The sequence below is a fragment of the Methyloversatilis sp. genome (assembly GCF_051861465.1).
Lineage (GTDB): Bacteria > Pseudomonadota > Gammaproteobacteria > Burkholderiales > Rhodocyclaceae > Methyloversatilis.
Genome location: NZ_JBHYCQ010000007.1, coordinates 1 through 23,221, shown reverse-complemented (window position 1 = coordinate 23,221; position 23,221 = coordinate 1). Strand labels below are relative to the sequence as shown.

General features: G+C 66.3%; 23 protein-coding genes and 2 tRNA genes. 18 read left to right on the top strand and 7 right to left on the bottom strand.

Annotation, left to right across the window (positions count from 1 at the left end):
* Positions 1-100: 100 nt before the first annotated feature.
* Positions 101-1,129, bottom strand: coding sequence for a Fe(3+) ABC transporter substrate-binding protein (locus ACTIFF_RS11445; RefSeq protein WP_439536945.1), 1,029 nt, complete (start codon positions 1,127-1,129; stop codon positions 101-103).
* A gap of 158 nt (positions 1,130-1,287) precedes the next feature.
* On the opposite strand from ACTIFF_RS11445, the gene ACTIFF_RS11440 reads away from it, so the two are divergent.
* Positions 1,288-1,623, top strand: coding sequence for a DUF2325 domain-containing protein (locus tag ACTIFF_RS11440; RefSeq protein ID WP_439536944.1), 336 nt, complete (start codon positions 1,288-1,290; stop codon positions 1,621-1,623).
* Here the strand turns inward: ACTIFF_RS11440 and ACTIFF_RS11435 are convergent.
* Positions 1,599-2,168: a C40 family peptidase gene (locus tag ACTIFF_RS11435; RefSeq protein WP_439536943.1), complete on the bottom strand. Its 570-nt coding sequence runs from the start codon at positions 2,166-2,168 to the stop codon at positions 1,599-1,601. The two genes, ACTIFF_RS11440 and ACTIFF_RS11435, sit on opposite strands and share 25 nt — an antisense overlap.
* 182 nt (positions 2,169-2,350) lie before the next feature.
* Here ACTIFF_RS11435 and ACTIFF_RS11430 point away from each other — a divergent pair, with 182 nt between their 5' ends.
* A complete protein-coding gene (locus ACTIFF_RS11430; protein WP_439536942.1) occupies positions 2,351-3,544 on the top strand; it encodes a GGDEF domain-containing response regulator in 1,194 nt (397 codons plus the stop codon).
* A 34-nt stretch (positions 3,545-3,578) separates the two neighbouring features.
* On the top strand, positions 3,579-5,468 hold the full coding sequence (locus ACTIFF_RS11425; protein ID WP_439536941.1) for a propionate--CoA ligase: 1,890 nt from the start codon (positions 3,579-3,581) through the stop codon (positions 5,466-5,468).
* 25 nt (positions 5,469-5,493) lie between these two features.
* Here the strand turns inward: ACTIFF_RS11425 and ACTIFF_RS11420 are convergent, their stop codons facing one another.
* A complete protein-coding gene (locus ACTIFF_RS11420; RefSeq protein WP_439536940.1) occupies positions 5,494-6,057 on the bottom strand; it encodes a LuxR C-terminal-related transcriptional regulator in 564 nt (187 codons plus the stop codon).
* Positions 6,058-6,194: 137 nt separating this feature from the next.
* Between ACTIFF_RS11420 and ACTIFF_RS11415 the strand changes: the two genes are divergently transcribed.
* Both ACTIFF_RS11415 and ACTIFF_RS11410 read left to right on the top strand, forming a co-directional pair.
* The gene (locus ACTIFF_RS11415) at positions 6,195-7,358 is read left to right on the top strand and encodes a thiolase domain-containing protein (protein ID WP_439536939.1); all 1,164 of its coding nucleotides are present in this window, start codon (positions 6,195-6,197) and stop codon (positions 7,356-7,358) included.
* 54 nt (positions 7,359-7,412) lie between these two features.
* Positions 7,413-8,927 (top strand): AMP-binding protein, encoded by a 1,515-nt coding sequence (locus ACTIFF_RS11410; RefSeq protein WP_439536938.1) that lies wholly within the window; start codon positions 7,413-7,415, stop codon positions 8,925-8,927.
* 108 nt (positions 8,928-9,035) lie between these two features.
* Here the strand turns inward: ACTIFF_RS11410 and ACTIFF_RS11405 are convergent, their stop codons facing one another.
* A complete protein-coding gene (locus tag ACTIFF_RS11405; protein WP_439536937.1) occupies positions 9,036-9,629 on the bottom strand; it encodes a lytic transglycosylase domain-containing protein in 594 nt (197 codons plus the stop codon).
* Positions 9,630-9,797: 168 nt separating this feature from the next.
* On the opposite strand from ACTIFF_RS11405, the gene gspG reads away from it, so the two are divergent.
* The 8 genes from gspG to ACTIFF_RS11365 are packed head-to-tail and all read left to right on the top strand — an operon-like array spanning position 9,798 to position 17,702.
* Positions 9,798-10,238: a type II secretion system major pseudopilin GspG gene (gspG, locus tag ACTIFF_RS11400; protein ID WP_439537117.1), complete on the top strand. Its 441-nt coding sequence runs from the start codon at positions 9,798-9,800 to the stop codon at positions 10,236-10,238.
* A 1-nt stretch (position 10,239) separates the two neighbouring features.
* Positions 10,240-11,418: a type II secretion system F family protein gene (locus tag ACTIFF_RS11395; protein WP_257096047.1), complete on the top strand. Its 1,179-nt coding sequence runs from the start codon at positions 10,240-10,242 to the stop codon at positions 11,416-11,418.
* Entirely contained in the window at positions 11,415-13,091 is a 1,677-nt protein-coding gene (locus ACTIFF_RS11390; protein WP_069037705.1) for a GspE/PulE family protein, read from the top strand. Before ACTIFF_RS11395 ends, ACTIFF_RS11390 begins: the two co-directional genes overlap by 4 nt.
* Positions 13,072-13,782 carry a hypothetical protein gene (locus tag ACTIFF_RS11385; protein ID WP_439536936.1) on the top strand — a complete coding sequence of 237 codons (711 nt, stop codon included), beginning with the start codon at positions 13,072-13,074 and terminating at the stop codon, positions 13,780-13,782. Before ACTIFF_RS11390 ends, ACTIFF_RS11385 begins: the two co-directional genes overlap by 20 nt.
* Entirely contained in the window at positions 13,779-14,345 is a 567-nt protein-coding gene (locus tag ACTIFF_RS11380) for a hypothetical protein (RefSeq protein ID WP_439536935.1), read from the top strand. Before ACTIFF_RS11385 ends, ACTIFF_RS11380 begins: the two co-directional genes overlap by 4 nt.
* On the top strand, positions 14,342-14,878 hold the full coding sequence (locus ACTIFF_RS11375) for a GspMb/PilO family protein (protein ID WP_439536934.1): 537 nt from the start codon (positions 14,342-14,344) through the stop codon (positions 14,876-14,878). The genes ACTIFF_RS11380 and ACTIFF_RS11375 overlap by 4 nt, the downstream gene beginning before the upstream one ends.
* Complete coding sequence (locus tag ACTIFF_RS11370; RefSeq protein ID WP_439536933.1) at positions 14,875-15,390, top strand: hypothetical protein; 516 nt, start codon at positions 14,875-14,877, stop codon at positions 15,388-15,390. The genes ACTIFF_RS11375 and ACTIFF_RS11370 overlap by 4 nt, the downstream gene beginning before the upstream one ends.
* Complete coding sequence (locus ACTIFF_RS11365) at positions 15,387-17,702, top strand: secretin N-terminal domain-containing protein (protein WP_439536932.1); 2,316 nt, start codon at positions 15,387-15,389, stop codon at positions 17,700-17,702. Before ACTIFF_RS11370 ends, ACTIFF_RS11365 begins: the two co-directional genes overlap by 4 nt.
* Positions 17,703-18,376: 674 nt before the next feature.
* Here ACTIFF_RS11365 and ACTIFF_RS11360 read toward each other — a convergent pair.
* Positions 18,377-18,670, bottom strand: coding sequence for a helix-turn-helix domain-containing protein (locus tag ACTIFF_RS11360; RefSeq protein ID WP_439536931.1), 294 nt, complete (start codon positions 18,668-18,670; stop codon positions 18,377-18,379).
* Between the two features lie 321 nt (positions 18,671-18,991).
* On the opposite strand from ACTIFF_RS11360, the gene ACTIFF_RS11355 reads away from it, so the two are divergent.
* The 3 genes from ACTIFF_RS11355 (at position 18,992) to ACTIFF_RS11345 (ending at position 20,530) form a co-directional block, all read left to right on the top strand.
* On the top strand, positions 18,992-20,230 hold the full coding sequence (locus tag ACTIFF_RS11355; RefSeq protein WP_306476719.1) for an aspartate kinase: 1,239 nt from the start codon (positions 18,992-18,994) through the stop codon (positions 20,228-20,230).
* Between the two features lie 75 nt (positions 20,231-20,305).
* Positions 20,306-20,399, top strand: a tRNA-Ser gene (locus ACTIFF_RS11350).
* Between the two features lie 54 nt (positions 20,400-20,453).
* Positions 20,454-20,530: transfer RNA gene (locus ACTIFF_RS11345), tRNA-Arg, on the top strand.
* Between the two features lie 101 nt (positions 20,531-20,631).
* On the opposite strand, the gene ACTIFF_RS11340 is transcribed toward ACTIFF_RS11345, so the two are convergent.
* Positions 20,632-20,979: a helix-turn-helix domain-containing protein gene (locus ACTIFF_RS11340; protein ID WP_439536930.1), complete on the bottom strand. Its 348-nt coding sequence runs from the start codon at positions 20,977-20,979 to the stop codon at positions 20,632-20,634.
* A gap of 20 nt (positions 20,980-20,999) precedes the next feature.
* The gene (locus tag ACTIFF_RS11335) at positions 21,000-21,311 is read right to left on the bottom strand and encodes a type II toxin-antitoxin system RelE/ParE family toxin (RefSeq protein ID WP_439536929.1); all 312 of its coding nucleotides are present in this window, start codon (positions 21,309-21,311) and stop codon (positions 21,000-21,002) included.
* 341 nt (positions 21,312-21,652) lie between these two features.
* On the opposite strand from ACTIFF_RS11335, the gene ACTIFF_RS11330 reads away from it, so the two are divergent.
* Together ACTIFF_RS11330 and ACTIFF_RS11325 are read left to right on the top strand one after the other, a co-directional pair.
* Positions 21,653-22,282 carry a hypothetical protein gene (locus ACTIFF_RS11330; RefSeq protein ID WP_439536928.1) on the top strand — a complete coding sequence of 210 codons (630 nt, stop codon included), beginning with the start codon at positions 21,653-21,655 and terminating at the stop codon, positions 22,280-22,282.
* 72 nt (positions 22,283-22,354) lie between these two features.
* Positions 22,355-22,744, top strand: coding sequence for a TraR/DksA family transcriptional regulator (locus ACTIFF_RS11325; RefSeq protein ID WP_439536927.1), 390 nt, complete (start codon positions 22,355-22,357; stop codon positions 22,742-22,744).
* The last annotated feature ends 477 nt before the right edge of the window (positions 22,745-23,221 follow it).

Here is a 23,221-nt window from a genome sequence, read left to right as displayed (position 1 = left end):
GGGGGCAGGGGAGGGCAATCGCCCCGATTCTATCGATGTGCGCGCCGCGCAGACAAAAAAGCCCCGCCAGTGGCGGGGCCCTTTGTCGTCCGCGCGCCGCTCAGCGGTAGCCGGCGCGGTCGAACACCTTCTGTGCCTGGGCGGTGGTCTTCGCCAGCTCACCGACATTCAGCGTATCCGGCTTGAAGCTGCCGAGCGATCTGAGTTCGGCGTTCGACACCGGCACCGACGGCACCACCGGCCATTCGTTGTTGCCATCGGCAAAGTAGGTCTGCGCTTCGTCCGAGGCCAGATACTCGAGGAACTTCACTGCGGCGTCCTTGTTCGGTGCGGTCTTGAGCATGCCGCCGCCGGACACGTTGATGTGCGTGCCGAACGACGACTGGTTCGGCCACACCACGCCGACCTTTTCCATCAGCGCCTGGTCTTCGCGCTTGGTCGAGCGCAGCAGCCGCACGAGGTAATAGGTGTTGGACACCGCCACATCGCATTCGCCCGCCGCCACCGCCTTGATCTGATCGGTGTCGCCGCCCTTGGGCGAGCGGGCGAAGTTGGCCACGACGCCGCGTGCCCACTCTTCTGTTTTCGCCTCGCCGATGTGCTGGATCAGCGCGGCGCCGAGCGAAATGTTGTACGGGTGCGCGCCGGACCGCGAACACACCTTGCCCTTGAGTGCCGGCTTGGCCAGATCTTCGTAGTTGGCCACATCGGCCGCCTTCAGCTTGAGCTTGTTGTAGACGATGACGCGCGCCCGGGTCGAAAAGGCGAACCAGTTCGACTCCGGGTCGCGCAGATGCGCCGGGATGCGGCTTTCGAGCACCGCCGACTTCACCGGTGCGAACAGGCCGAAGCCGTCGGCCTGGGCGAGACGCGACGCATCGACCGTGATGAACACGTCGGCCGGGCTGTTGGCGCCTTCGTTGCGGATGCGCTCCAGCAGTTCTTCCTCCTTGCCTTCGATGCGGTTGATCTTGATGCCGGTCTGGCGCGTGAAATTTGCGTACAGCGCCTCGTCGGTCTGGTAGTGACGGGCCGAGTAGAGGTTGAGCACCTTGTCCTGCGCGCCGGCGGGCGCAATCAGCAGGCTGACACCGAGTGCTGCGGCCAGCCGGATCAGACGGGAAGTCATCGAAAGCTCCATTGAGTACGGTTCATGCACATGCGGGCGGGGGCGGGGAATCCGTCCCGCCCGATGGCGGCGAAAACTTAACAGAAGTGATTCGCAATTGCAAAGTGTTCGCAATTGCACTATCTTGAATGAGAATTGTTCTCATAAAGGATGTGCGCATGGATGCCGTACTCGTGGGCGCCGACCGGCTCGGAAACATTCCGGACGTGCTGGCTGAATTCGGATTGAAGATCGGCCATCACATCACCGGGCGCGAACCCAAGCACCAGCGCTCGGCGCCGCGCCTTCCGGGCGGTACCCAACTGGTCATCCTGTTCACCGATTTTCTCGGTCACAACGTGATGAAGGCGTTCCGCGAAGCGGCGCGCGAGCAGGGGGTGCCTGTCGTGGCGTGCCGGCGGTCGGTGTGTGCGCTGAAGCAGGCGCTGGAGGGATGCGGGGCCGTGCGCTGCGCGCAGTGCCCGAAGACTCAGCGGAGTGCGGTCGCGCCCTGACTGTCGACGTCGATGCGCCGGGCGCCATTGAAGCGGCGCGCCCAGTAGCGGCCGGTCATGTCGTCGATACGCACGCCGCCGCCGCGCGAATTGGCGTGCAGGAACTTGTCGTCACCCATGTAGATGCCGACGTGGGAAAAGGTGCGGCTCAGCGTGTTGAAAAACACCAGATCGCCCGGCTGCAGGTCTTCGCGCCCGACGCGGGCACCGACGCGCGCCATCTCAACGGCGGTGCGCGGCAGCAGCACGCCCAGCGCATCGGAAAACACGTGACGCACGAAACCGCTGCAGTCGAAACCGGTTTGCGGGTTGTTGCCGCCGAAGCGGTAGCGGATGCCGAGCAGCGCGAAACCGCTGTCGAGCAGATCGGTGACCGCGCCTGCGGCTGCGGCGGCATGTTCCGCCACCCGATCGCCGGACAGGTCGTCCAGCGAAAAGCCTGTCGGCGCCTGTTCAACCGGTTCGGCACGTGTGGCGAGGGGAAGTGCGGCAGCCAGAGCCAGTGCGGCACAAAGGCATATCCGGGTCAGGGGTATTCGACGCATGGGTCGCGAATATACGCATGCATGCCCACCCTGCCAAGTTTTCGGGTCAGCCGGCATCCGGTCGCGGACACCGCGCGACCGGATGCCGGCCGATTCCGGTGCGGCGCAAAACCTCGCCGCCGCGGCGCCGGCTTCCCCTACAATCACGCGTTCGATCCCCTTGAAAGCCGGTTTCAGGGCCCATGAGTGACCGCAATACGAATGCTGACGTGATGTCGCCGGTGAAGGTGCCGCTGGTCAAAGTGCTGATCGTCGATGACTCGCGCATGGTGCGTGCGTCCATCATCAAGCGCATCCGCGATCGCTTCGATTTTCGCGAAGAAGCCGATGGCGAAGCCGGCTGGCAGACGCTGCTGGTGGATGATTCGATCCAGGTCGTGCTGTCCGACCTGACGATGCCGAAACTCGACGGCTACGGCCTGCTCGAACGCGTGCGCTCGTCGCGCGTGCAGCGCATCGCCGACATTCCGGTGATCATGATTTCTGGCGACGAAGACGACGCCGCCCGCGAACGGGCGCGCGAACTGGGCGCGACCGACTTCATCACCAAGGGCATCGGCACGGTCGAACTGATTGCGCGCATCGAATCGGCCAGCCGCCTCAACAGCACGCGACGCCAGCTCGCCGACAGTCGCGAAGCGCTGGCGAATGCGTCGCCGATCGACCCCGATTCCGGCATGGCGACGCCGCAGTACATGGAAATCCACGGCGCCCAGCTGCTGTCCGCAGCGGTTCGCCAGCGCGGCGAGGTCAGCGTGCTGATCGTCGGCATCGACAATTTCGGCGACATCGTGCGCAGCTTCGGCCGGCACGTGACCGACCTCATCATGCGCAAGCTGGCCAAGGTGCTGGCGACCAAGGTGCGGCGGGAAGACACCTTCTCGCAGATCGGCGAGGGCCAGTTCGCGATCATCACGCCGGACATCAGCCTGGCCAGCGCAGAACAGTTCGCCAATCGCATGCGCACCGTGATCGCCGCGACCGCCATGCAGTACCGCGGCCAGACGCTGCGCATCAGCCTGAACATCGGTGTGGCGAACAGCCTGTCCGACAATGCCGACTCGGTGTCGCAAATGCTCGGGCTGGCGGTGGCGCGCGCCGACATGGCACAGCGCGAGGGCGGCAACGCGGTGCGCAGCAGTGGCGGCGAGCCGCAGAAATTCGCCTGGACAGCCGGCATCGTGAGCATCGAGCGCGCGCTGCTGCTGATCAAGTCCGGGGCGTCCGACGAGATCGATGCCCAGCTGCCTGCGCTGATCTACCGGCTGTTGCCGCTGCTCGAATTGATTAGTGTCAAATACGATTGCGACATTCCGCTCGACTGCTTGCGCGGTTACGCAAGCGAAGCTGATACTTCGATCGTTGATAAAAAATAATATCCGCAAGACGGCGCAGGTCAGAGGAGGAAGCATGTCAGCAAGCACCGATTTTCACGCGCGTTCCATTTCCCAACGCGACACGTTCTGGGCCGAACAGGCCCGCCTGATCGACTGGCAGGAGGCCCCGCAGCAAACCTGCGACTTCTCCCGGCCACCGTTCGCCAAGTGGTTCGTCGGTGGCACCACCAATCTCTGTCACAACGCGGTCGACCGGCATGCCGCCACGCGGCCCGACGCGGCGGCGCTCATTTTCGTATCGACCGAGACCGGCATCGAAAAGACCTATTCGTTCGCCGAGCTGAAGCGCGAAGTCGAGCGCATGGCAGCGATGTTGATGTCGCTCGGTGTCGAACGCGGCGACCGCGTGCTGATCTACATGCCGATGATTGCCGAAGCGGCCTTCGCCATGCTCGCCTGCGCGCGCATCGGCGCCATCCACTCGGTGGTGTTCGGCGGCTTTGCATCCGGTTCGCTGGCCACCCGCATCGATGACGCCAAGCCGAAGGTCATCGTGTCGGCCGAAGCCGGCATGCGCGGCGGCAAGGTCGTGCCGTACAAGCACCTGCTCGACGAAGCCTGTTCGCTGGCTGAATTCCCGCCGGCACGCGTGCTGATGGTGAATCGCGGGCTGGACAAGGAATGCCCGGTGGTGGTCGGGCGCGACGTCGACTACGCGACGCTGCGCACCCACCACATGAATGCGAGCGTGCCGTGCGTGTGGCTCGAATCGAGCGAGCCGTCGTACATCCTGTACACCTCCGGCACCACCGGCAAGCCCAAGGGCGTGCAGCGCGATACCGGCGGCTACGCGGTCGCGCTGGCGGCATCGATGCAGCACATCTACTGCGGCCACCCCGGCGAGACGATGTTTACGACGTCGGACATCGGCTGGGTGGTCGGTCACTCGTACATCATCTACGGCCCGCTGATCGCCGGCATGGCGACGCTGATGTACGAAGGCACGCCGCTGCGCCCCGACCCGGGCATCTGGTGGAGCCTGGTCGAAAAGTACAAGGTGTCGGTCATGTTCTCGGCGCCGACCGCCGCCCGCGTGCTGAAGAAGCAGGATCCGGCCTACCTGAAGAAGCACGACATTTCATCGCTGCGCCACATCTTCCTGGCCGGCGAGCCGCTCGACGAGCCGACCCATGAGTGGCTGATGAGCGCGCTCGACAAGCCGGTCATCGACAACTACTGGCAGACCGAAACCGGCTGGCCCATCCTGTGCGAACTGCCGGGTGTCGAAAAGACGGCCATCCAGCTCGGTTCGCCCGGCCATCCGGTGTACGGCTACGACCTGCGCATCTTCCGCGAGGACGGCACCGAGTGCGGGCCGAACGAGAAGGGCATCGTCGGCATCGTGCCGCCGCTGCCGCCGGGCTGCCTGTCGACCATCTGGGGCGATGACGAGCGCTTCGTGCGCACCTACTTTTCGCTGTTCAAGTCGCCGCTGGTGTATTCGTCCTTCGACTGGGGCATCCGCGACGACGCCGGCTATCACAAGATCCTCGGCCGCACCGACGACGTGATCAACGTCGCCGGCCACCGGCTCGGCACGCGCGAAATCGAGGAAGCGATCCAGGCGCATGCCGGCGTGGCCGAAGTGGCCGTGGTCGGTGTGGCGGACACCCTGAAGGGCCAGTTGCCGATGGCGTTCGCCGTGGTCAAGGATGCCAGCCGGGTCGCGACGCCGGAAGGTCGCGCCTCGATGGAAAAGGAAGTGATGCAGACGGTCGACAACCTGCTCGGCGCCATCGCGCGGCCTGGCCGGGTGCTGTTCGTCAATGGCCTGCCCAAGACACGCTCGGGCAAGATGCTGCGCCGCTCGATCCAGGCCATCGCCGAAGGGCGCGATCCGGGTGACCTGACCACGCTGGACGACCCGACCACGCTCGACCAGATCCGCCAGTCGCTCGGCTGAGCAACCGCCGGCTGACGCGTACGCGTCAGCCCGGCATGCCGCTGATGCGGCTCATCAGCGCGGCGGCGTTATGCACGTCGTAGCGCTGCATCAGCTGGGCGCGGATCTTTTCCACGGTGCGCGGACTGATGCCCAGTTCGCGCGCGCATTCCTTCGACGTCAGACCGCGTGTCATCGCCGACAGCACTTCGCGCTGGCGCAGGCTCAGCGTGTCCACCGTGCCGCTGACGCGCAGCGGTTCGAACAGCCAGCTCGCGCGCCGGTACGGGTCGCTGCGGTCGAGCGCATTGCCCAGCACGCGGAACCAGCGCAGCCCGCCGTCGCGCAGCCGCATCAGCCGCTCGTCCTCATACGTTCCCGATTCGAACAGCGCCTGCCAGCCGCGCTCGCCGACCCGCTCGAACTCGCGGGTCGTCGGGTACAGCACGGCCATGCTCTGGCCGATCAGCGCCGAGCGCGGATAGCCGAAACTGGCGGCGAAGCGGTCGTTGCACCACTCGATGCGGCGCTGCGAGGTCAGCACCATACCCAGCGGACAGAGGTCGGCCGCTTGGTCGGCGGCGGTGGAATCGGGCATCAAGGAAGACATATCGGGCTCGGCAGGGCGTAGTTCTGCGACTGGCGGTGGTGTTCGGGCGCGCCTAATGTATACCCGATCCGCCGGCCGCCCAATGGGGCCGGCTTTCGCCACAGATGGCCGCCCTGTGCGGTCGCGGGAGAGAGTCCATGATCGATCTGACCGGTTTCGCCCACACGCCCTTTGCCCGGCGCCCTGACGCAGATGTCGAAACCCTGATGGCGGAAGTCGCCGCCGAGGCGATTGCCGATGCCGGTCTCGAACCGACCGACATCGACGCCGTGGTGGTCGGCCACTTCGGCGTCGGCATGGTGAAGCAGGGCTTCGTGGCCGGTCTGTCGGCCAATCTGCTGCCCGGCCTGCGCATGACGCCTGCGGTGCGGGTCGAGAACGCCTGCGCCAGCGGCAGCGCCGCGGTGCATCAGGGCGCGCTCGCCATCCGCGCCGGCACGGCCCGGCGCGTGCTGGTGATCGGTGTCGAGGTGATGTCGCAGCTGTCGACCCGCGACGTCGGCAACGCGCTGCTGCGCGCGTCCTACTTCAAGGACGAAGCCGAAACGCCGGCCGGCTTTGCCGGCATGTTCGGCGTGATCGCCGACCGCTATGCCGAACGCTTCGGCGATCCGCGCGACGCGATGGCGCGCATCGCATCGAAGAACCACGACAACGCGGCGCACAACCCGCTGGCGCAGTACCGCAATCCGCTCAGCGTCGAATTCTGCGCGACCGAATCGGAAAAGAATCCGCGTGTCGTCGGCCGCCTGCTGCGCACCGACTGTTCGCCGATTTCCGATGGCGCAGCGGCCATCGTGCTGTGCGACAGCGACGCGCACGACGGCAGCCGGCCCTTCGTGCGCCTGCGCGCCACGGCGCAGGCCAACGACATCATGCCGACGTCGCAGCGCGACATGAGCGAACTGGCCGGTGCGCGCGTCGCCTGGCAGCGCCTGCTCGATTCGGCAAAACTCACGCTGGATGACCTCGACAGCGTCGAGGTGCACGACTGCTTCACCATCGCCGAACTGATGATGTACGAAGCCATCGGCCTGACGCCGCCCGGCGGCGGTCACCGCGCGCTGGAAGAGGGCTGGGTGCATGCCGGCGGCAAGCTGCCGGTCAATCTGTCCGGCGGCCTGAAAACCAAGGGTCACCCGATCGGCGCCACCGGCGTATCGATGCATGTCATCAGCGCGTGGATGCTGCTCGGTCGCTTCCGCGCCGACGTCTTGCCGGACGCGCGCTTCGCCGGCATCCTCAACATGGGGGGCGCCAGCGTGGCCAACTACGGTTCCATTCTCGAACGCGTGCAGTAAGCGGTCCGGTCGGGCCGCCCATAAAATCAAGATCAACGGAGAGAGAGAGCACCCATGAACATCGCCCTGTGGCTTCAGCGTACCGCGCAGCAATACCCCGATCGTCCCGCCATTGCCTTCGGTCGCGAGGTGCTGTGGAACTACCGCGGATTCGCCGAGAGTGCGGCGCGCTTCGCGACCTGGCTGCGTGCGCAGGGCCTCGCGCCGGGCGACCGGGTGGCACTGTTCATGTACAACACGCCCGATTACCTGCCGCTGATGTGGGGCGCCTGGTGGGCCGGTGTGGCGGTGGTGCCGATCAATGCCAAGCTGCACGCCAAGGAAGCCGCCTTCATCTGCAGCCACAGCGGTTCGAAGATCGTGTTCTGCGGCGCCGAGGCGCGCGACGAGCTCGAAGCCGTGCTGCGCGACGGCGGCAACGCGGTGCCGGTGCTGGCGTCATTCGAATTCCTGCGCGATGCGTCGATCGCGCCGTCGGCCATCGAGCCGCGCGGCGACACCGATCCGGTGTGGCTGTTCTATACCAGCGGCACGACCGGCCGGCCCAAGGGCGTGAACCTGTCGCTGCGCCAGCTGCGCTGGACCTGCATGGGCTATCTGTCCAGCGTGCAGGCGCTGGCCCCGGGCGACGTGGCGCTGCACCCGGCGCCGATGTCGCACGGCGGCGGCCTGTTCCACCTGCCCTACGTCATGCAGGCCGGCATCAATGTGGTGCCCGAATCCGGCGGTTTCGACGCGCAGGAATGCTTCGATCTCGCCGCCCACTGGACGGAAGCGTCGTTCTTCGCCGCGCCGACCATGGTGCGCCGCCTGATCGACGTGGTGAAGAAGACCGGCCAGCGTCCGACCGGCCTGGCGACCATCTGCTACGGCGGCGGTCCGATGTATCTGGCCGACCTCGAAGAGGCACTGGAACTGATCGGCCCGCATTTTGCGCAGATCTACGGGCAGGGCGAGTGCCCGATGATGATCACCGTAATGCCGCGCGCACTCATCAACGACCCGACGCAGCCGCGCTACCGCGAGCGCCTGGCGTCGGTCGGCTTTGCGCAGTCCATGGTCGAAGTGGCGGTGGTCGATGCGCAGGGCAAGGATGTGCCGACCGGCGAAACCGGCGAAATCCGCGTGCGCGGCGAAGCGGTCATGAATGGCTACTGGGACAACCCGGAGGCGACCGCCGCCTCCATCGTCGACGGCTGGCTGTACACCGGCGACGTCGGCCGGCTCGATCAAGACGGCTTCCTGACGCTGCTCGACCGCAGCAAGGACCTGATCATCAGCGGCGGCAGCAACATCTATCCGCGTGAGGTCGAAGAAGCGCTGCTGACCCACGAATCGGTGGCCGAAGTGGCGGTGATCGGTCGCCCCGACCCGGAATGGGGTGAGGTGGTGATTGCCTTCGTCGTCACCCGCCAGCCGATGACCGTGGCCGAACTGGATGCGCACTGCCTGACCGAGATCGCGCGCTTCAAGCGGCCCAAGCACTATCGCTTCGTCGATGAACTGCCGAAGAACAACTACGGCAAGGTGCTGAAGACGGCGCTGCGCGAGATGGATGCACAGTCGTAACGGCACGTAGCAGGGACGACTCGTACGCAAGGACGCGCAGGGACGAGTCGTCCGGACGTCAGGCCGGCCGTCCGAAGTCCCGACGCGCCGCCCGCGCGGCGGCGTGCGTCAGCGCAGCGACCGGTAGTGGTCGAGCACCTTTGGCACGTAACGCAGGGTTTCCGCGAACGGCGGCACCCGGCGTCCGTGCCGTTCGACCGCGCCTTCGCCGGCGTTGTAGGCAGCCAGTGCCAGTTCGAGCTGGTTGTCGAAGCGCGCCATCAGGTCGCGCAGGTAGAGCGCGCCGCCGAGCAGGTTCTGGTCCGGATCGAAGCGGTCGGTCACGCCGTAGCGGCGCGCCGTGTCCGGCATCAGCTGCATCAATCCGGCCGCACCCTTGGGCGAAACGGCCTTCGGGTTGTAGGCCGATTCGACCGCAATCACCGCATTGAGCAGCCCGGCTTCGACGCCGGTACGACCCGCCACGCGCGCAATGCGCTGTTGGTGCGCTGCAGCAGCCGCGGACCGCCCGACCGTCCGGCCGACGCTTGCCGGGGCGCCCGCCGAACGCGATTCCAGCAGCAGTTCATACCCCTCGCCGACGGGCGTGTCGGTGAGATGCAGTGTGCCCTCACCATCTTCGCGCGCGTAAATGTCCGCCTGTGCCGGCGCGGCACTCAGCAGGCAGCACAGCGAGAGGATCAGTTTGGTGGGTCGATTCATCTGAAGGAAACACACGCCCGGTAAAGTGTCGAGTATTGCAATCTTGCTGCCGCAAGGTTTCGCTCATGTTGCACTGCCCGCAAACGCTTGCTGCCGCATGGCCGGCACGGCTAGACTAAGTCAATGATGACACGTAACGAATTCCCGGACAGACCCGTTCCCGGCTCCATGCAAGGCCCGGTTCGAGGCGCCACTCCCGGCCGCGTGGTGCAACGCGGCTTCACGCTGCTTGAGCTGCTGGTGGTGATGGTCATCATCGGTCTGCTGGCCGGTTATGTCGGTCCGCGCTACTTCAGCCAGATCGGCAAATCCGAAGTCAAGGCGGCGCGCGCCCAGATGGATGCGCTGGAAAAGTCGCTCGACCAGTACAGACTGGATAACGGCCGCTACCCGACGACGGAAGAGGGCCTGAAGGCGCTGGTCGAACGCCCCGCCACGGCGCCCAAGTGGGGCGGCCCCTACCTGAAGAAGGCGGTGCCGCCGGATCCGTGGGACCGCCCGTACATCTATCGCGCGCCGGGCGAACACGGCGAATACGATCTCAGCTCGCTGGGCAAGGACGGTCAACCAGGCGGCAGCGACGAAGCCGCCGACATCACGAACTGGTGACATGCTTTTCCGCATCCGGGCCCTCGACGTCACCAACCGCATCACGCAGCTTCAGATCGAGGCGTCGGACGAAATCTCCGCCCGCGCCCAGGTTCAGGCCGACGGCCTGACCGTTCTCTCGGCTGCGCGTGCGCGCACGCTCAGCTTCACGCGCCAGCGCTTCCCGGTGCTGCTGTTCTGTCAGGAACTGCTGGCACTGCTGCGCGCCGGCCTGTCGCTGGTCGAAGGGCTGGAGGTGATGGCCGACAAGGAAGGCCGCACGCTGTCGCGCACCGTGCTCACCGCGCTGATCGATGCGCTGCGTCAGGGCAAGACGCTGTCGATGGCGATGGCGGCGCAGACCTCGGTATTCCCCGACCTGCTGGTGGCGATGATCCGCGCCTCGGAGCGCACCAGCGACCTCGACCAGGCGCTCGAACGCTACGTCGCCTACAGCGAACAGCTGGAAAGCGTGCGCGGCAAGCTGGTCGCCGCAGCGACCTATCCGGTCATCCTGCTGGTGGTCGGCCTGCTGGTCGTCATGTTCCTGCTGGCCTTCGTCGTGCCGCAGTTTTCCAAGGTGTACGAAGACATTTCGACCGAACTGCCGCTGGCATCGCAGTGGCTGCTCGCGTGGGGCCACTTCGTCAAGGCGAATTCCGGTGCGCTCGGCATCGCGGTGATCGCCGTCGTCGTCGGGCTCGGCTGGACGCTGCGCCAGCCGGCGTTCCGCCAGGGCTTCATGGCGCAGCTCGAACGCCTGCCCGGCATCGGCGACCGCATGCGGATCTTCCGGCTGGCGCGCTTCTTCCGCACCGTCGGCATGCTGCTGCGCGGCGGCATTCCGGTCGTGCAGTCGCTTGAACTGGTGCGCGAACTGCTGCCGCTGCCGATGCAGCAAAGTCTGTCGCGCGCGCTGCTGTCGATCCGCGAAGGCCGTTCGGCGTCCGACGCCTTCACCGAAGTCGGCCTGAGCACCGCCGTGGCGTCGCGCATGCTGCGTGTCGGCGAGCGGGCGGGCAACCTGGGCGACATGATGGAACGCATCGCCGCCTTCCACGACGAGGAAATGACGCGCTGGCTCGACCGCGCCACCCGCCTGTTCGGTCCGCTGCTGATGCTGGGCATCGGGCTGGCGATCGGCGGCGTCGTGGTGCTGATGTACATGCCCATCTTCCAGCTCGCGGAAAGCCTGCAATGAACGCACCGCTGCCAGCCGGCGCGCCGCAGGGCGTGCCTGCCGACCTGATCGCCCGTGCCCGGTTGCGGGCCGGACGCGGCTCGATCATGCAGGCGCTGATCGACCTGTCGGGCGACACGCCCGATGCGATGTGCGCCCGCGTCGCCGCCCAGCTCGGTCTGCCGGCGATGAACAGCGCCGCGCTCAATGCGCTCACGCCTTCGCTCGAACGCATCCGCTTTTCCGAGGCGCTGGCGCGTGCCGTGCTGGTGGCCGTCGACGCATCCGGTCACCTGATCGCCGTGGTGGCCGACCCGTACGACGGCGCGCTGCAGGACTGGCTGGCCGCCACACTGCCGGCCAGTTTCGAGCTGCGGGTCGCCACGCGCGACGACATCACCGCGGCGCTCGCCCGCTACGAAGACAGCCAGCGCGCCTCCACCGGCCTGCTCGACGACAGCGACCGCGTCAGCGCCAGTTCGGCCGAAATCCTGTCGCTGGCGCGCATCGCCGACGACGCCAGCCCGGTCGTGCGGGTGGTCAATTCCACGCTGTACGACGCACTGAAACAGGCGGCGTCCGACATCCACCTCGAATCGGTGCCGGCCGGCATGCAGGTGAAGTACCGCATCGACGGCGTGATGGTGCGGATCGGCCAGATCGCCGGCGCCGACACCGCCGAGCAGGTGGTGTCGCGCATCAAGGTGCTGGCCGAACTCGACATCGCCGAGCGGCGCGTGCCGCAGGACGGTCGCTTCAAGGTGGCCTACGCCGGGCGCGACATCGACCTGCGCGTGTCCATCATGCCCAGCGTGCACGGCGAGGACGCGGTGCTGCGCGTGCTCGACAAGGACCACCTGACGCAGGAACTGCAGGCGCTGTCGCTGGAAAGCCTGGGTTTCGACGACATCGCGCGCGCCGCCATGCGCAAGCTGGCGGCCGAGCCCTACGGCATGCTGCTGGTGACCGGCCCGACCGGTTCCGGCAAGACGACCTCGCTGTACGCGACCATCGGCGAAATCAACCACGGTCTCGACAAGATCATCACCATCGAAGACCCGGTCGAGTACCAGCTGCCCGGCGTGCTGCAGATTCCGGTGAATGAGAAGAAGGGCCTCACCTTCGCGCGCGGCCTGCGCTCGGTGCTGCGGCACGACCCGGACAAGATCATGGTGGGCGAAATCCGCGACGGGGAAACCGCCGAGATCGCGGTGCAGGCCGCGCTGACCGGTCACCTCGTGCTCACCACGGTGCACGCCAACAACGTGTTCGACGTGATCGGCCGCTTTCTGCACATGGGCGTCGATCCGTACAACCTGGTGTCGGCGCTGAACGGCATTGTCGCGCAGCGACTGCTGCGCCTGAACTGCCGGCACTGTTCGGTCGCCCAGCAGCCGGATGCCGCGCTGCTGGCCGAATCCGGGCTGGCCGACGCCGTCGGCTACGACTATCGCGCCGGCACCGGCTGCGGTCATTGCCGCGGCACCGGCTACAAGGGCCGGCGCGCCATTGCGGAGTTGCTGGTGCTCGACGACGAACTGCGCGAACTGATCGTGACGCGCGCGCCGATGCGGCAATTGAAGGAGGCCGCGCGGGCGCGCGGCACGCGCACGCTGCGCGAAGCGGGTCTGGTGCTGGTGGCCAGTGGTGAAACCAGTCTGACGGAATTGAACCGTGTCACTTTTGTCGTCTAGGTCGCTGCTGCTCGAGGTCGGTCCGCACGGCCTGTCGCTGGCGCGCGCGGGCGAACGCCTGCACGCCGACTCGCAGCCGCTGGCGCACGACACGCTGGCCGCTGCGCTGGCCCGCATTCCGGCCGCTGCCACGCCGCGTCGCGCGGCGGTCGAGGTGTCGATCGACAACGCGTGGACGCGCTGGCAGGTGATCGACCTGCCGCCCGGCGTGGCCGGGCGCGACGAAGTGCAGGCGCTGGTGCGCGCCCGCATGATGGAAGTGTTCGGTACCGCCGCGCAGGGCTGGACCTTTGCCTGGGACGCCCAGCCCGCCGAGCGCGTGCTGGCCTGCGGCATGGACACGGCACTGGTACAGGCCCTCGTGGCCTGGGCGGCGGCGACCGGCGTGCGGCTGGTCAGCATGCAGCCGGCCTGGTTGCGCGCCTATGCGGCCTTCGGCGGCAGCGCCGCGCTGGGCGGTTTTGCGCAGCTTCAGCAGGGCTGGCTGTGCATGGGCCTGTGGTCCGGCGGACGCTGGCTGCACATGCGCGGCGAGGCGCTCGACGATCCGGCCGCGCTGCCGGCGCTGCTCGAACGTCGCCTGAGCCTGTTCGACGGCGTACTCGATGGCGGCCACCTGTTCGTCCAGGGGGCGCCGTCGATGAATCTGCCGCGCGGCTGGCGCTGTGTGGCCGGTGGGGTGGTTGCATGAAGCTGCCATCGATGGCCCGGCCGGGCGCACGGCCACCCACCCCCGAACTCGATTTCGTCCCGCGTCGCCACGCGCCGGGCTGGCTCGGCTGGCTGCTGCTGGCCGTCGGGGCGATTGCCGCGTTCGCGTCGTTCGACCGCTGGCAGACCACCGAAGATGAAGTCGCCGCCTTGCGCGACGACAACCGGCGTGCGGCACGCAAGGCCGAACAGGCGCGCGTGTTGGCGCGCCGCGAACAGGACGATCCGGCGCTGCGTGCGCGCATCGACGTGGCGCGCAAGCTGTCGCTGCAGCGCGCGCGCGAATGGCAGCCGCTGTTCGCCGAACTGGAAGCGCGCGGCAAGGCAGATGTGGCGCTGCTGTCGGTCGAGCCCGATGCGGCACGCGGCGTGCTGCGCGTGACCGGCGAGGCGCGCGACCTGAATGCGCTGTTCGCCTATGCCGAGTCCTTCGCCGACGCGCAGGCGGTCGGTGCGCCGCGCATCGAGGTGTTCGAACTGAAGGAGCGCGACGGCCTGCAGGTGGTCGCGTTTTCGCTGCGCCTGCAGTGGAGGGGCGCATGAACATGCTGCGCGCCCGTCTGATGTATGCCGCATCGCGTGCCGGCTGGGCCGGCGCGCTCGGCGTGGCGCTGCTTGCATTCGCGCTGGCCATCCAGTTCGGCGCCACGGCGCCGCTCGAAGCCGAACTGGGTGGACTCGAAGGCGAACGCAGCGCGCTGGCCGAGCGCCTGTCGCTGGGCCGCACGGTCGAGTCGCCGCGCGAACAGCTCGACCGCTTCGACGCCTCACTGGTGCCACGCGCGCGCATGCCGTCCATCCTCGAAGCGCTGTCGCAGGCGGCCGGGCGCAACAAGCTCGTGCTGGCGCGCGTCGAAAGCCGCGAATCGCAGCCGGTCGGCGCCGGGTATGCGCGGCAGGAATATCTCTTTCCGCTGCGTGGCAGCTACCCCGCGCTGCGCACCTGGCTGGCGGAAATCCAGCAGGTGTCGCCGGCCGTGCTGGTGGAAGAGGTGGTGCTGCGGCGCGAAGACATCGCGCGCGGCAATGTCGATGCCAGCGTGCGCGTGTCCATCCTGATGAAGGACGCGTCATGAACCGCGGCCTGATCGCAGCACTGGCGGCGACGCTCGCGGCGGTGTGGTACGTCGCCGGTCTGGACGATGCAGGCGATGTCGAGCCGGCGACGCCCGACAGCCGTCGCCCGTCGAGTGCTGCGCGCGCCGTGGCGGCGGCAGGCGAGGCACCGGGTGTGCTGATCGCCGACGCACCGGTACGCCCCGCGGCTGAAGTCGGTCGCGACCTGTTTGCCACGCACAGCTTCCTGCCGCCCGCGCCGTCACCGGCGGCGCTCGCGGCCGCGGCCGCGCGCAAGGGGCCGCCGCCGGCACCGGTCGCGCCGCCGCTGCCGTTCCGCTATCAGGGCAAGCTGATGGAGGAGGGCGGCATCACCGTGTTCCTCGCCCAGGGCGACCGCATCCTGCCGGCGCGCGCCGGCGACCTGCTGAACAACCAGTACCGCGTTGAATCGGTGACGGCTGCGGCCATCACCTTCATGTTCGAACCGCTCAAGCAGCGGCAGACCCTGACCATCGGAAGCGCCCCATGACTGCATTCCAGCCGGCCCGCCTGCGCGCGCTGCTTTTCGCGTTCCTCGCCGTCACCCTGGCCGGGTGCGCCACCAATCAGGCGTTCGAGGACGGCAAGAAGGCGCTGATCAGTGGCGAACAGGAACGTGCGCTCAGCCTGTTCGAACAGGCAACCAAGGAAGCGCCGGACAACCCCGAATTCCGCGCCACCTTCTTCCGCCAGCGCGAAGTCGCCGTGTCCAAATTGCTGGCGCAGGCAGAGAACGCCCGTCTGGCGGGCCGGCGCGACGAAGCCACCGCGGCGCTCGACAAGGCGCAGACGCTCGACCCGCGCAACCAGCGTGCCCAGTTCATCCGCGACCAGATGACGCGCGGCGTGCGGCACGACGCCATGGTGCGCGAAGCACGCACGCTGCTCGAACGCAAGGACATGGGCGGCGCCGAGGCGCGCCTGCGCAACGTGCTCGAACAGGACAACACGCACAGCGCCGCGCGCGAAATGCTGCGCGAGGTCGAACAGGCCCGCCCGAAGCAGACCTCGCCGGCCGAACTGGGCGGCCTGTTCCAGAAGCCGGTGACGCTGGAATTCCGCGATACCTCGCTGCGCAACGTGTTCGAGGCGATCGCGCGCTCGACCGGCATCAACTTCGTGTTCGACAAGGACGTGCGGCCCGACCTGAAGGTGACGCTGTTCGTGCGCAACACGACCGTGGCAGAGGTGATGCGGCTCATCCTGATCACCAACCAGCTCGAACGCAGCGTGCTGTCGGACAACACCGTGCTGATCTACCCGAACACCGCAGCCAAGCAGCGCGAGTACAAGGAAATGGTCACGCGCACCTTCTTCCTCGTCAATGCCGAAGCCAAGCAGGTGCAGAACCTGATCAAGACCGTGGTGAAGACCAAGGACATCTATATAGATGAGCGCATCAATCTCATCGTGATGAAGGACACCGCCGATGCGGTGCGTCTGGCCGAACAGCTGGTGGAATCGGTCGATGTGGCCGAACCCGAAGTGATGCTGGAAGTCGAGGTGCTCGAAGTCAGCAGCAACAAGCTGAAGGAACTGGGGCTGGATTTCCCGGACCAGATCGGCTTCGGCGCGCTGCGTTCGCAGCAGCAGGTGATCCAGCAGTCGACCGCGGCCGGCGTGACCAGCAACGTCGTGCAGCTGCCCGGCCAGGAAATCGCGCCCGGCGTCGTGCCGCTGAGCGACATCAGCGACCTCACCGGCTACATTTCCAACCCGGGTCTGATCCTGAACCTGCGCAAGCAGGACGGCTCGGCCAACCTGCTGGCCAATCCGCGCATCCGCGTCAAGAACAAGGAAAAGGCGAAGGTGCATATCGGCGAAAAGCTGCCGGTGTTCACGACCACCTCGACCGCCAACGTCGGCGTGTCGGCGTCGGTCACCTATCTCGACGTCGGCCTGAAGCTCGACGTCGAGCCGCTGATCCACCTCGAAGACGACGTCGACATCAAGATGACGCTGGAAGTGTCGAGCGTGGTGCGCGAAGTGCAGGGCCCGCAGAGCTCGCTCGCCTACCAGATCGGCACCCGGTCGACCGCGACCGCGCTGCGTCTGAAGGACGGCGAAACGCAGATTCTCGCCGGCCTGATTTCCGATGAAGAGCGGTCCAGCGCGTCGCGCCTGCCCGGGCTGGGCGACCTGCCCATCATCGGCAAGCTGTTTTCGAGCGAGCGCAACAGCACCAACAAGACCGAAATCGTGCTGCTGATCACCCCGCGCATCGTGCGCAACCTGAACCGCCCGGCGCACATCATGCCGGCGCTGGCCGCCGGTACCGAAGCGGCCGTCGGCGCGCCGTCGCTGTCGGTGCGCAAGACCGGCAAGGATCAGGGCGTGCGGCTGTCGAGCTCGGGCGGCGGTGCGCCCGCAGTGGCCGCGCCGATCGCGCGTCCGCTGGTGCCGGAGCCGCCCGAACCGGGCCCGGGCGACGAACCTTCGAACCCCGCGGCGCAGACCGAGTTGAGCATGCAATCGACCGGCGAGGCGGCCATCGGCGGCGAAGCCGGCGTGACCGTGTCGATGACGGTGCCGGTCGGCGCCCAGCCGGCGACGGTCGAGCTGGTGTATGACCCGAACGTGCTGACGGCGCAGGGCAATGTCACCGCGCCGGGCCGTACAACGGTGAGCATCGCCGGCGGAGATGGTCAGGAGGCGCGCAGCGAGGTGCGCTTCCGCGTCAGCCCGACCGCACCGATCGGCAGCACCAGCGTGCAGGTCGGCAGCGTCACATTGCTCGGAGCCGACGGCAACCCGCTGCCCGTGTCGCCGCCGTCACCGGCGGATATCACGATCAAGCCGTAACGACGCGGCGCAAGCTCTTCGCACCGCGATAGTCGCCGCCCCTGTGGGCGCGGCGGCCTCTGCGCCGCGATGGTCGAGGCACGATCGCCCCCTTGTGGGAGCGGCGATCCACGGTGGGCCCTGCATGGCCAACCGGCTATGCGGGCGGCGAGCAGTGCTCGCCGAAACCCCCGCTCCGTTCCACGGTTGGCCCTGCATGGCCAACCGGCTCCGCGGGCGGCGAGCCGTGCTCGCCGAAACCCCCGCTCCGTTCCACGGTTGGCCCTGCATGGCCAACCGGCTCCGCGGGCGGCGAGCCGTGCTCGCCGAAACCCCCGCTCCGCCCTCGCCGCGATGCGCACTTTGCAATGCGATGGTCACCGCACTGATCGCGACGGGGCCGTCGCTCCCACAGTCCCTGCGCTTGAGGCCTCGCCGTGGTCTCTGGAGGGACGCCGCCCCTGTGGGAGCAGCCACTCTGCCGCGATACACGCGCTGCACCGCGATGGTCACAGCACGATCGCCGTCCCTGTGGGAGCGGCGGCCTCGCCGCGATACGCACGTTGCACCGTGATGGTCATGGCACTGGTCGCGACGGGGACGTCGCTCCCACAGTCCCTGCGCTTGAAGCCTCGCCGTGAACGAAAAAAAAGGAAGGCCGAGCCTTCCTTTTGTCTTCTTCAGCTGCCTGGAAATCAGCCGGCCTTGCGATAGGCCTTGGCTTCCTTCTTCAGACGCTTGAAGGTTTCCGGATCGGTCGCGCGCAGATATTCGACGACATCCATGTCTTCGCGACGGATCTTGCTGATGTCGATCTGTTCGACATGAACCAGACGCAGCAGAGCCTGAACAGGTTTGGGCATATTGCGGCCGCTTTCGTAGCGGGAACCGCCGCTCTGCGTCACGCCGAGGCGCGACCAGAATTGCGACTGGTTCATGCCCAGCTTCTTGCGAATCTCTCGTGCGTCGATGGTGTCACTGGATTTCATGCTCGTTGTCCTTGAAAAAAGTGGATGGCGACCCAGCCGCGCCTGCCTTGAAAGTCCGGTCCGGGCGACTTGCTGATTCGCATAAATATGCCGCTTTTCCCCTATCACTAAAGTCATAGGAGAAATTCAGTATAAATGAACACATCGTCCTGTATCAAACAGATTTGCATATTTTTGCAACTCGATTTGCAACACGAAAAACCTGTGCGCTGACCGGTCGTCAGCGCGCCGGCCGGTCGTCCGTTTCCGGCGCAGCGCGGCATGCAGCCGTGGCGGATCGGTTACAATCGCCGGTTTTCGTACAACGTTGCGGAAGTACAGATGGCCCTCATAGTCCAGAAATACGGCGGTACGTCGGTCGGCAAGCCCGACCGCATCAAGAGCGTGGCGCGCCGCGTCGCGCGCTACGTTGCACGCGGCGATCAGGTGATCGTCGTGGTGTCGGCGATGAGCGGCGAAACCAACCGACTGCTCGGTCTTGCGAAAGAGGTGTCTCCGGCACCCGATCCGCGGGAACTCGACGTGCTCGCGTCGACTGGCGAACAGGTCACCATCGGCCTGCTGTCGATGGCGCTGAAAGACCTCGGCCTGAAGGCGCGCAGCTACACCGGCGGCCAGGTGCGCATCCTGACCGACAGCGCCTTCACCAAGGCGCGCATCCTGTCCATCGACGAACGCAACATCCGGCGCGATCTCGACGACGGCAATGTCGTCGTGGTGGCCGGTTTCCAGGGCGTGGACGCCGACGGCAACATCACGACGCTCGGCCGCGGCGGCTCCGACACCACCGGCGTTGCGCTGGCGGCGGCCCTGAAGGCCGACGAGTGCCAGATCTTCACCGACGTCGATGGTGTGTACACCACCGACCCGCGCATCGTGCCGGAGGCGCGCCGGCTCGACCGCATCACCTTCGAGGAAATGCTCGAAATGGCGAGCCTCGGCTCCAAGGTGCTGCAGATCCGTTCGGTCGAGTTCGCAGGCAAGTACAAGGTCAAGCTGCGCGTGCTGTCCAGTTTCGAGGACGAGGGCCACGAAGGTCCGGGCACGCTGATTACTGTCGAGGAAGAAGCCAATATGGAACAACCCATCATTTCCGGCATCGCGTTCAACCGCGACGAAGCCAAGATCACCGTTCTGGGCGTGCCTGACCGCCCGGGCATCGCCTACCAGATCCTCGGCCCGATCGCCGACGCCAACATCGACGTCGACATGATCATCCAGAACGTCGGCCACGACGGCTCGACCGACTTCTCGTTCACGGTCAATCGCGGTGAATTCACCAAGGCGATGGAGATCGTCGAAGGCGTGCGCCAGCACATCGGCGCCCGTGAAATCAAGGGTGACAACAAGATCTGCAAGGTGTCGGCGGTCGGTGTCGGCATGCGTTCGCACCCGGGTGTCGCCAGCAAGATGTTCCGCACGCTGGCCGAAGAGGGCATCAACATCCAGATGATTTCGACCTCCGAAATCAAGGTGTCGGTGGTACTCGACGAGAAGTACCTCGAACTCGCCGTGCGCGTGCTGCACCGCGCGTTCGAACTCGACCAGCCGGCGGCGTAATCCGCCCGGCAGGCGCGATGCGCGTTTGACCCGGGCAGGGTCAGGCGGTATGATTCGCGCGCTTTCGGAAGGACCGGAGGGGTGGCCGAGTGGTCGAAGGCACTCCCCTGCTAAGGGAGCATACGGGCCAAAACCTGTATCGAGGGTTCGAATCCCTCCTCCTCCGCCAGTTTCAGAGCTTGAACGGCAGTATATTTGTGCTAATATATTGCCTCTTTGCAGCGCGCCCGTAGCTCAGCTGGATAGAGTACTTGGCTACGAACCAAGGGGTCGGGCGTTCGAATCGCTCCGGGCGCGCCAACAACGCAAAGAGAAACAAGCATTCAGGCCAATCCTCGGATTGGCCTTTTGCTTTTCTGATCGCCAAATTTTCACGCGCCCTCCCGCTTCAGTTCATGCGGTCAGGCGCTGCGGATGTGGCGCAACTCGCGCGGTGGAGAGGCCGAAATCCTTTGCCCCGCCTCACGCTTGCGTGCCGGTGCCTTCTTCACCTTCATCTCGACGCGCATTCCGGCCTTGGCCAGCATGCTCACCAGCGCGTCCAGGCTGAACTCGTTGATCTTGCCCTTCACCACCATGTTCAGACGTGGCTGCGTTACGCCGAACAACCGGGCGGCTTGCTGCTGTGTCTGTCCGATGTCCTCAATATGCTTTCGGATCGCGCGCATCAGTTCGGACCGCAGCACCAGGTGTTGCGCCTCTTCAGGATCGAAGCCCAGGTCGGCAAACACGTTGCCGCTGCTCGTCACGATGGTCGTGTCAGGCGTACTCATTTCGTTTTCCTCGTTGCGAGCAGATCGCGGTAACGGCGCTCTGCCAGGTCGATATCTGCCTTGGCTGTTCGCTGCGTTTTCTTGACGAAGGCGTGAAGCACGTAGACGGCTTCCTCGAATTTCGCCACATACACCACGCGATAGGCACTTTCGGTGCGGACGCGGATTTCCCGCACGCCAGCGCCGATGCCCGACATGGGTTTCCAGTCGCTCGGATCGTCGCCTTGTTGCGCCGTCCACAACTGATGCCCGGCCTCGCGCTTCGCGTCCGGCGGAAATACAGACATGGCCTTCAGGTTGTCGCCCATCCAGAGTATTGGTTTTATCGTCAAGTTATACGCTTTCCGATATACAAGACAAGGGCGACATGTCTCCTGCGCCCTGATGATGTATGGCGCGCGTTCGATTGCACTGCGTCTCACCTGGTCGGGTGTTCCGTAGCCACCTTGACGAATTCCATATCATCAGGTGGTTACACAACGGCAACTCGATGAAGGTTCTTCGGCGATTCTACCTATGCAAATGTCTTTGAAGGCGTCGTCCGGTCGATGAACGCAACGGCATTGATCAAACGCAAGGCGGATTCGCAGGCGGCGTCCATGCTTGAAGTGTCGAAGGCACCCGCCTTCGCGTCACATGGAGATGTGTCATGCCGAAGATCACCGATCTCATCAATCCCGGACTTCATCGCCCCACCGGACCCGTTGTGCGCCCGCCGCTGGAATTCGCCAAGGCGACCGTGATCCTGTTCGACGATGTGCCCGAGGGCACCGTGATCGATACCCAGTACAGCGCGAAGGGCGTGACCTTCGCGTCCATCACCACCAGCCCGGCGAAGCGCTGGCATGCCTACGCGCGTTCGGCCTGGGGCATGGAATCCGCACCGAACGGCATCTCCGTGGTCGCGCCGCCCCAGCTCTGCATGTTCGATGCACGTCAGGGTGGCATCGAAGCCGTCTTCGCCAAGCCGCAGCGTTGGGTTTCGATCGACGCAAAGCCGATGGAAGCGCCGGAAGGCATGACCGCAGCGACAGCGCAGCCCTTCCTCGAAGCGTATGACGCTGCGGGAAAGCTGCTCGGACGTGCCGAGTACCCGGTGGCGCACGGCGCTGCAGGGTGGGGTACATGGCAGATCGTGCTTTACTCGTCGACCACGGCCAATATCGCGAAGGTCATCTTCTCGTGCTCGCGCGACGGCAACACGCCGGTCTATGCGCTGTTCGACCGCTTTGCATTTGCACCCGAACGTTCGCTGATCGCGCGTCCGCTGGGCGGCTGAAGCGATCTGTCATCCGATCCCGGATCCGACCCCACACAGAGGGCCGCCACAGGCCCTGAGGAGAAAACAGTCATGAACCTGCCCCTGACCGCAGCACAACGTCAGCACCTCGAACACATCCTGCGTCAGGAACATGGCGAATTGAGCGCACGACGCAAGGCATACCTCGGCGGCCTCACGCGCGCCGAGCATGCCCGCGAAGTGCTGCTGCAGGACGGCGACGACGCGCCGCAGCGCGCCTCTGACCGGGAAATCGATCTGCAGCGTGGCGAAGAAGACGTCGCGCGCCTTGCCGACATCGACGCCGCGCTGCAGCGCATCGCCGAAGGCCGGTACGGTGTCTGCAGCGCGTGCGGCGAAGACATCCCGGCCGGACGGCTCGAAGTTGCGCCGCACACCCGGTACTGCGTCGCCTGCGAAGCGCAACGCGAACGCGGCCTCAAACCCGCCGCAAGCCTCTGAAGCCGTCCAGGCGCGGGGCCACGGCGAGCCCTCAAACGCAGCGACTGTGGGAGCGACGGCCCCGTCGCGATCAGTGCTGTGACCATCGCAGTGCGAAGTGTGTATCGCGGCGAGGTCGCCGCTCCCACAAGGGCGGCGCGCCCGGAGACTACGGCGAGCGCTCAAACGCAGCGATTGTGGGAGCGACGTCCCCGTCGCGATCAGTGCCGCGGCCATCACAGTGCAACGTACGTATCGCGGCGAGGACGCCGCTCCCACAAGGGCGGGCGCGCCCGGAGACCGTGTCTAGCCCTCAACCGCAGGGACTGTGGGAGCGACGTCCCCGTCGCGATCAGTGCCGCGGCCATCGCAGTGCAACGTACGTATCGCGGCGAGGACGCCGCTCCCACAAGGGCGGGCGCGCCCGGAGACCGCGTCTAGCCCTCAAGCGCAGGGACTGTGGGAGCGACGTCCCCGTCGCGATCGGTGCGGTGACCA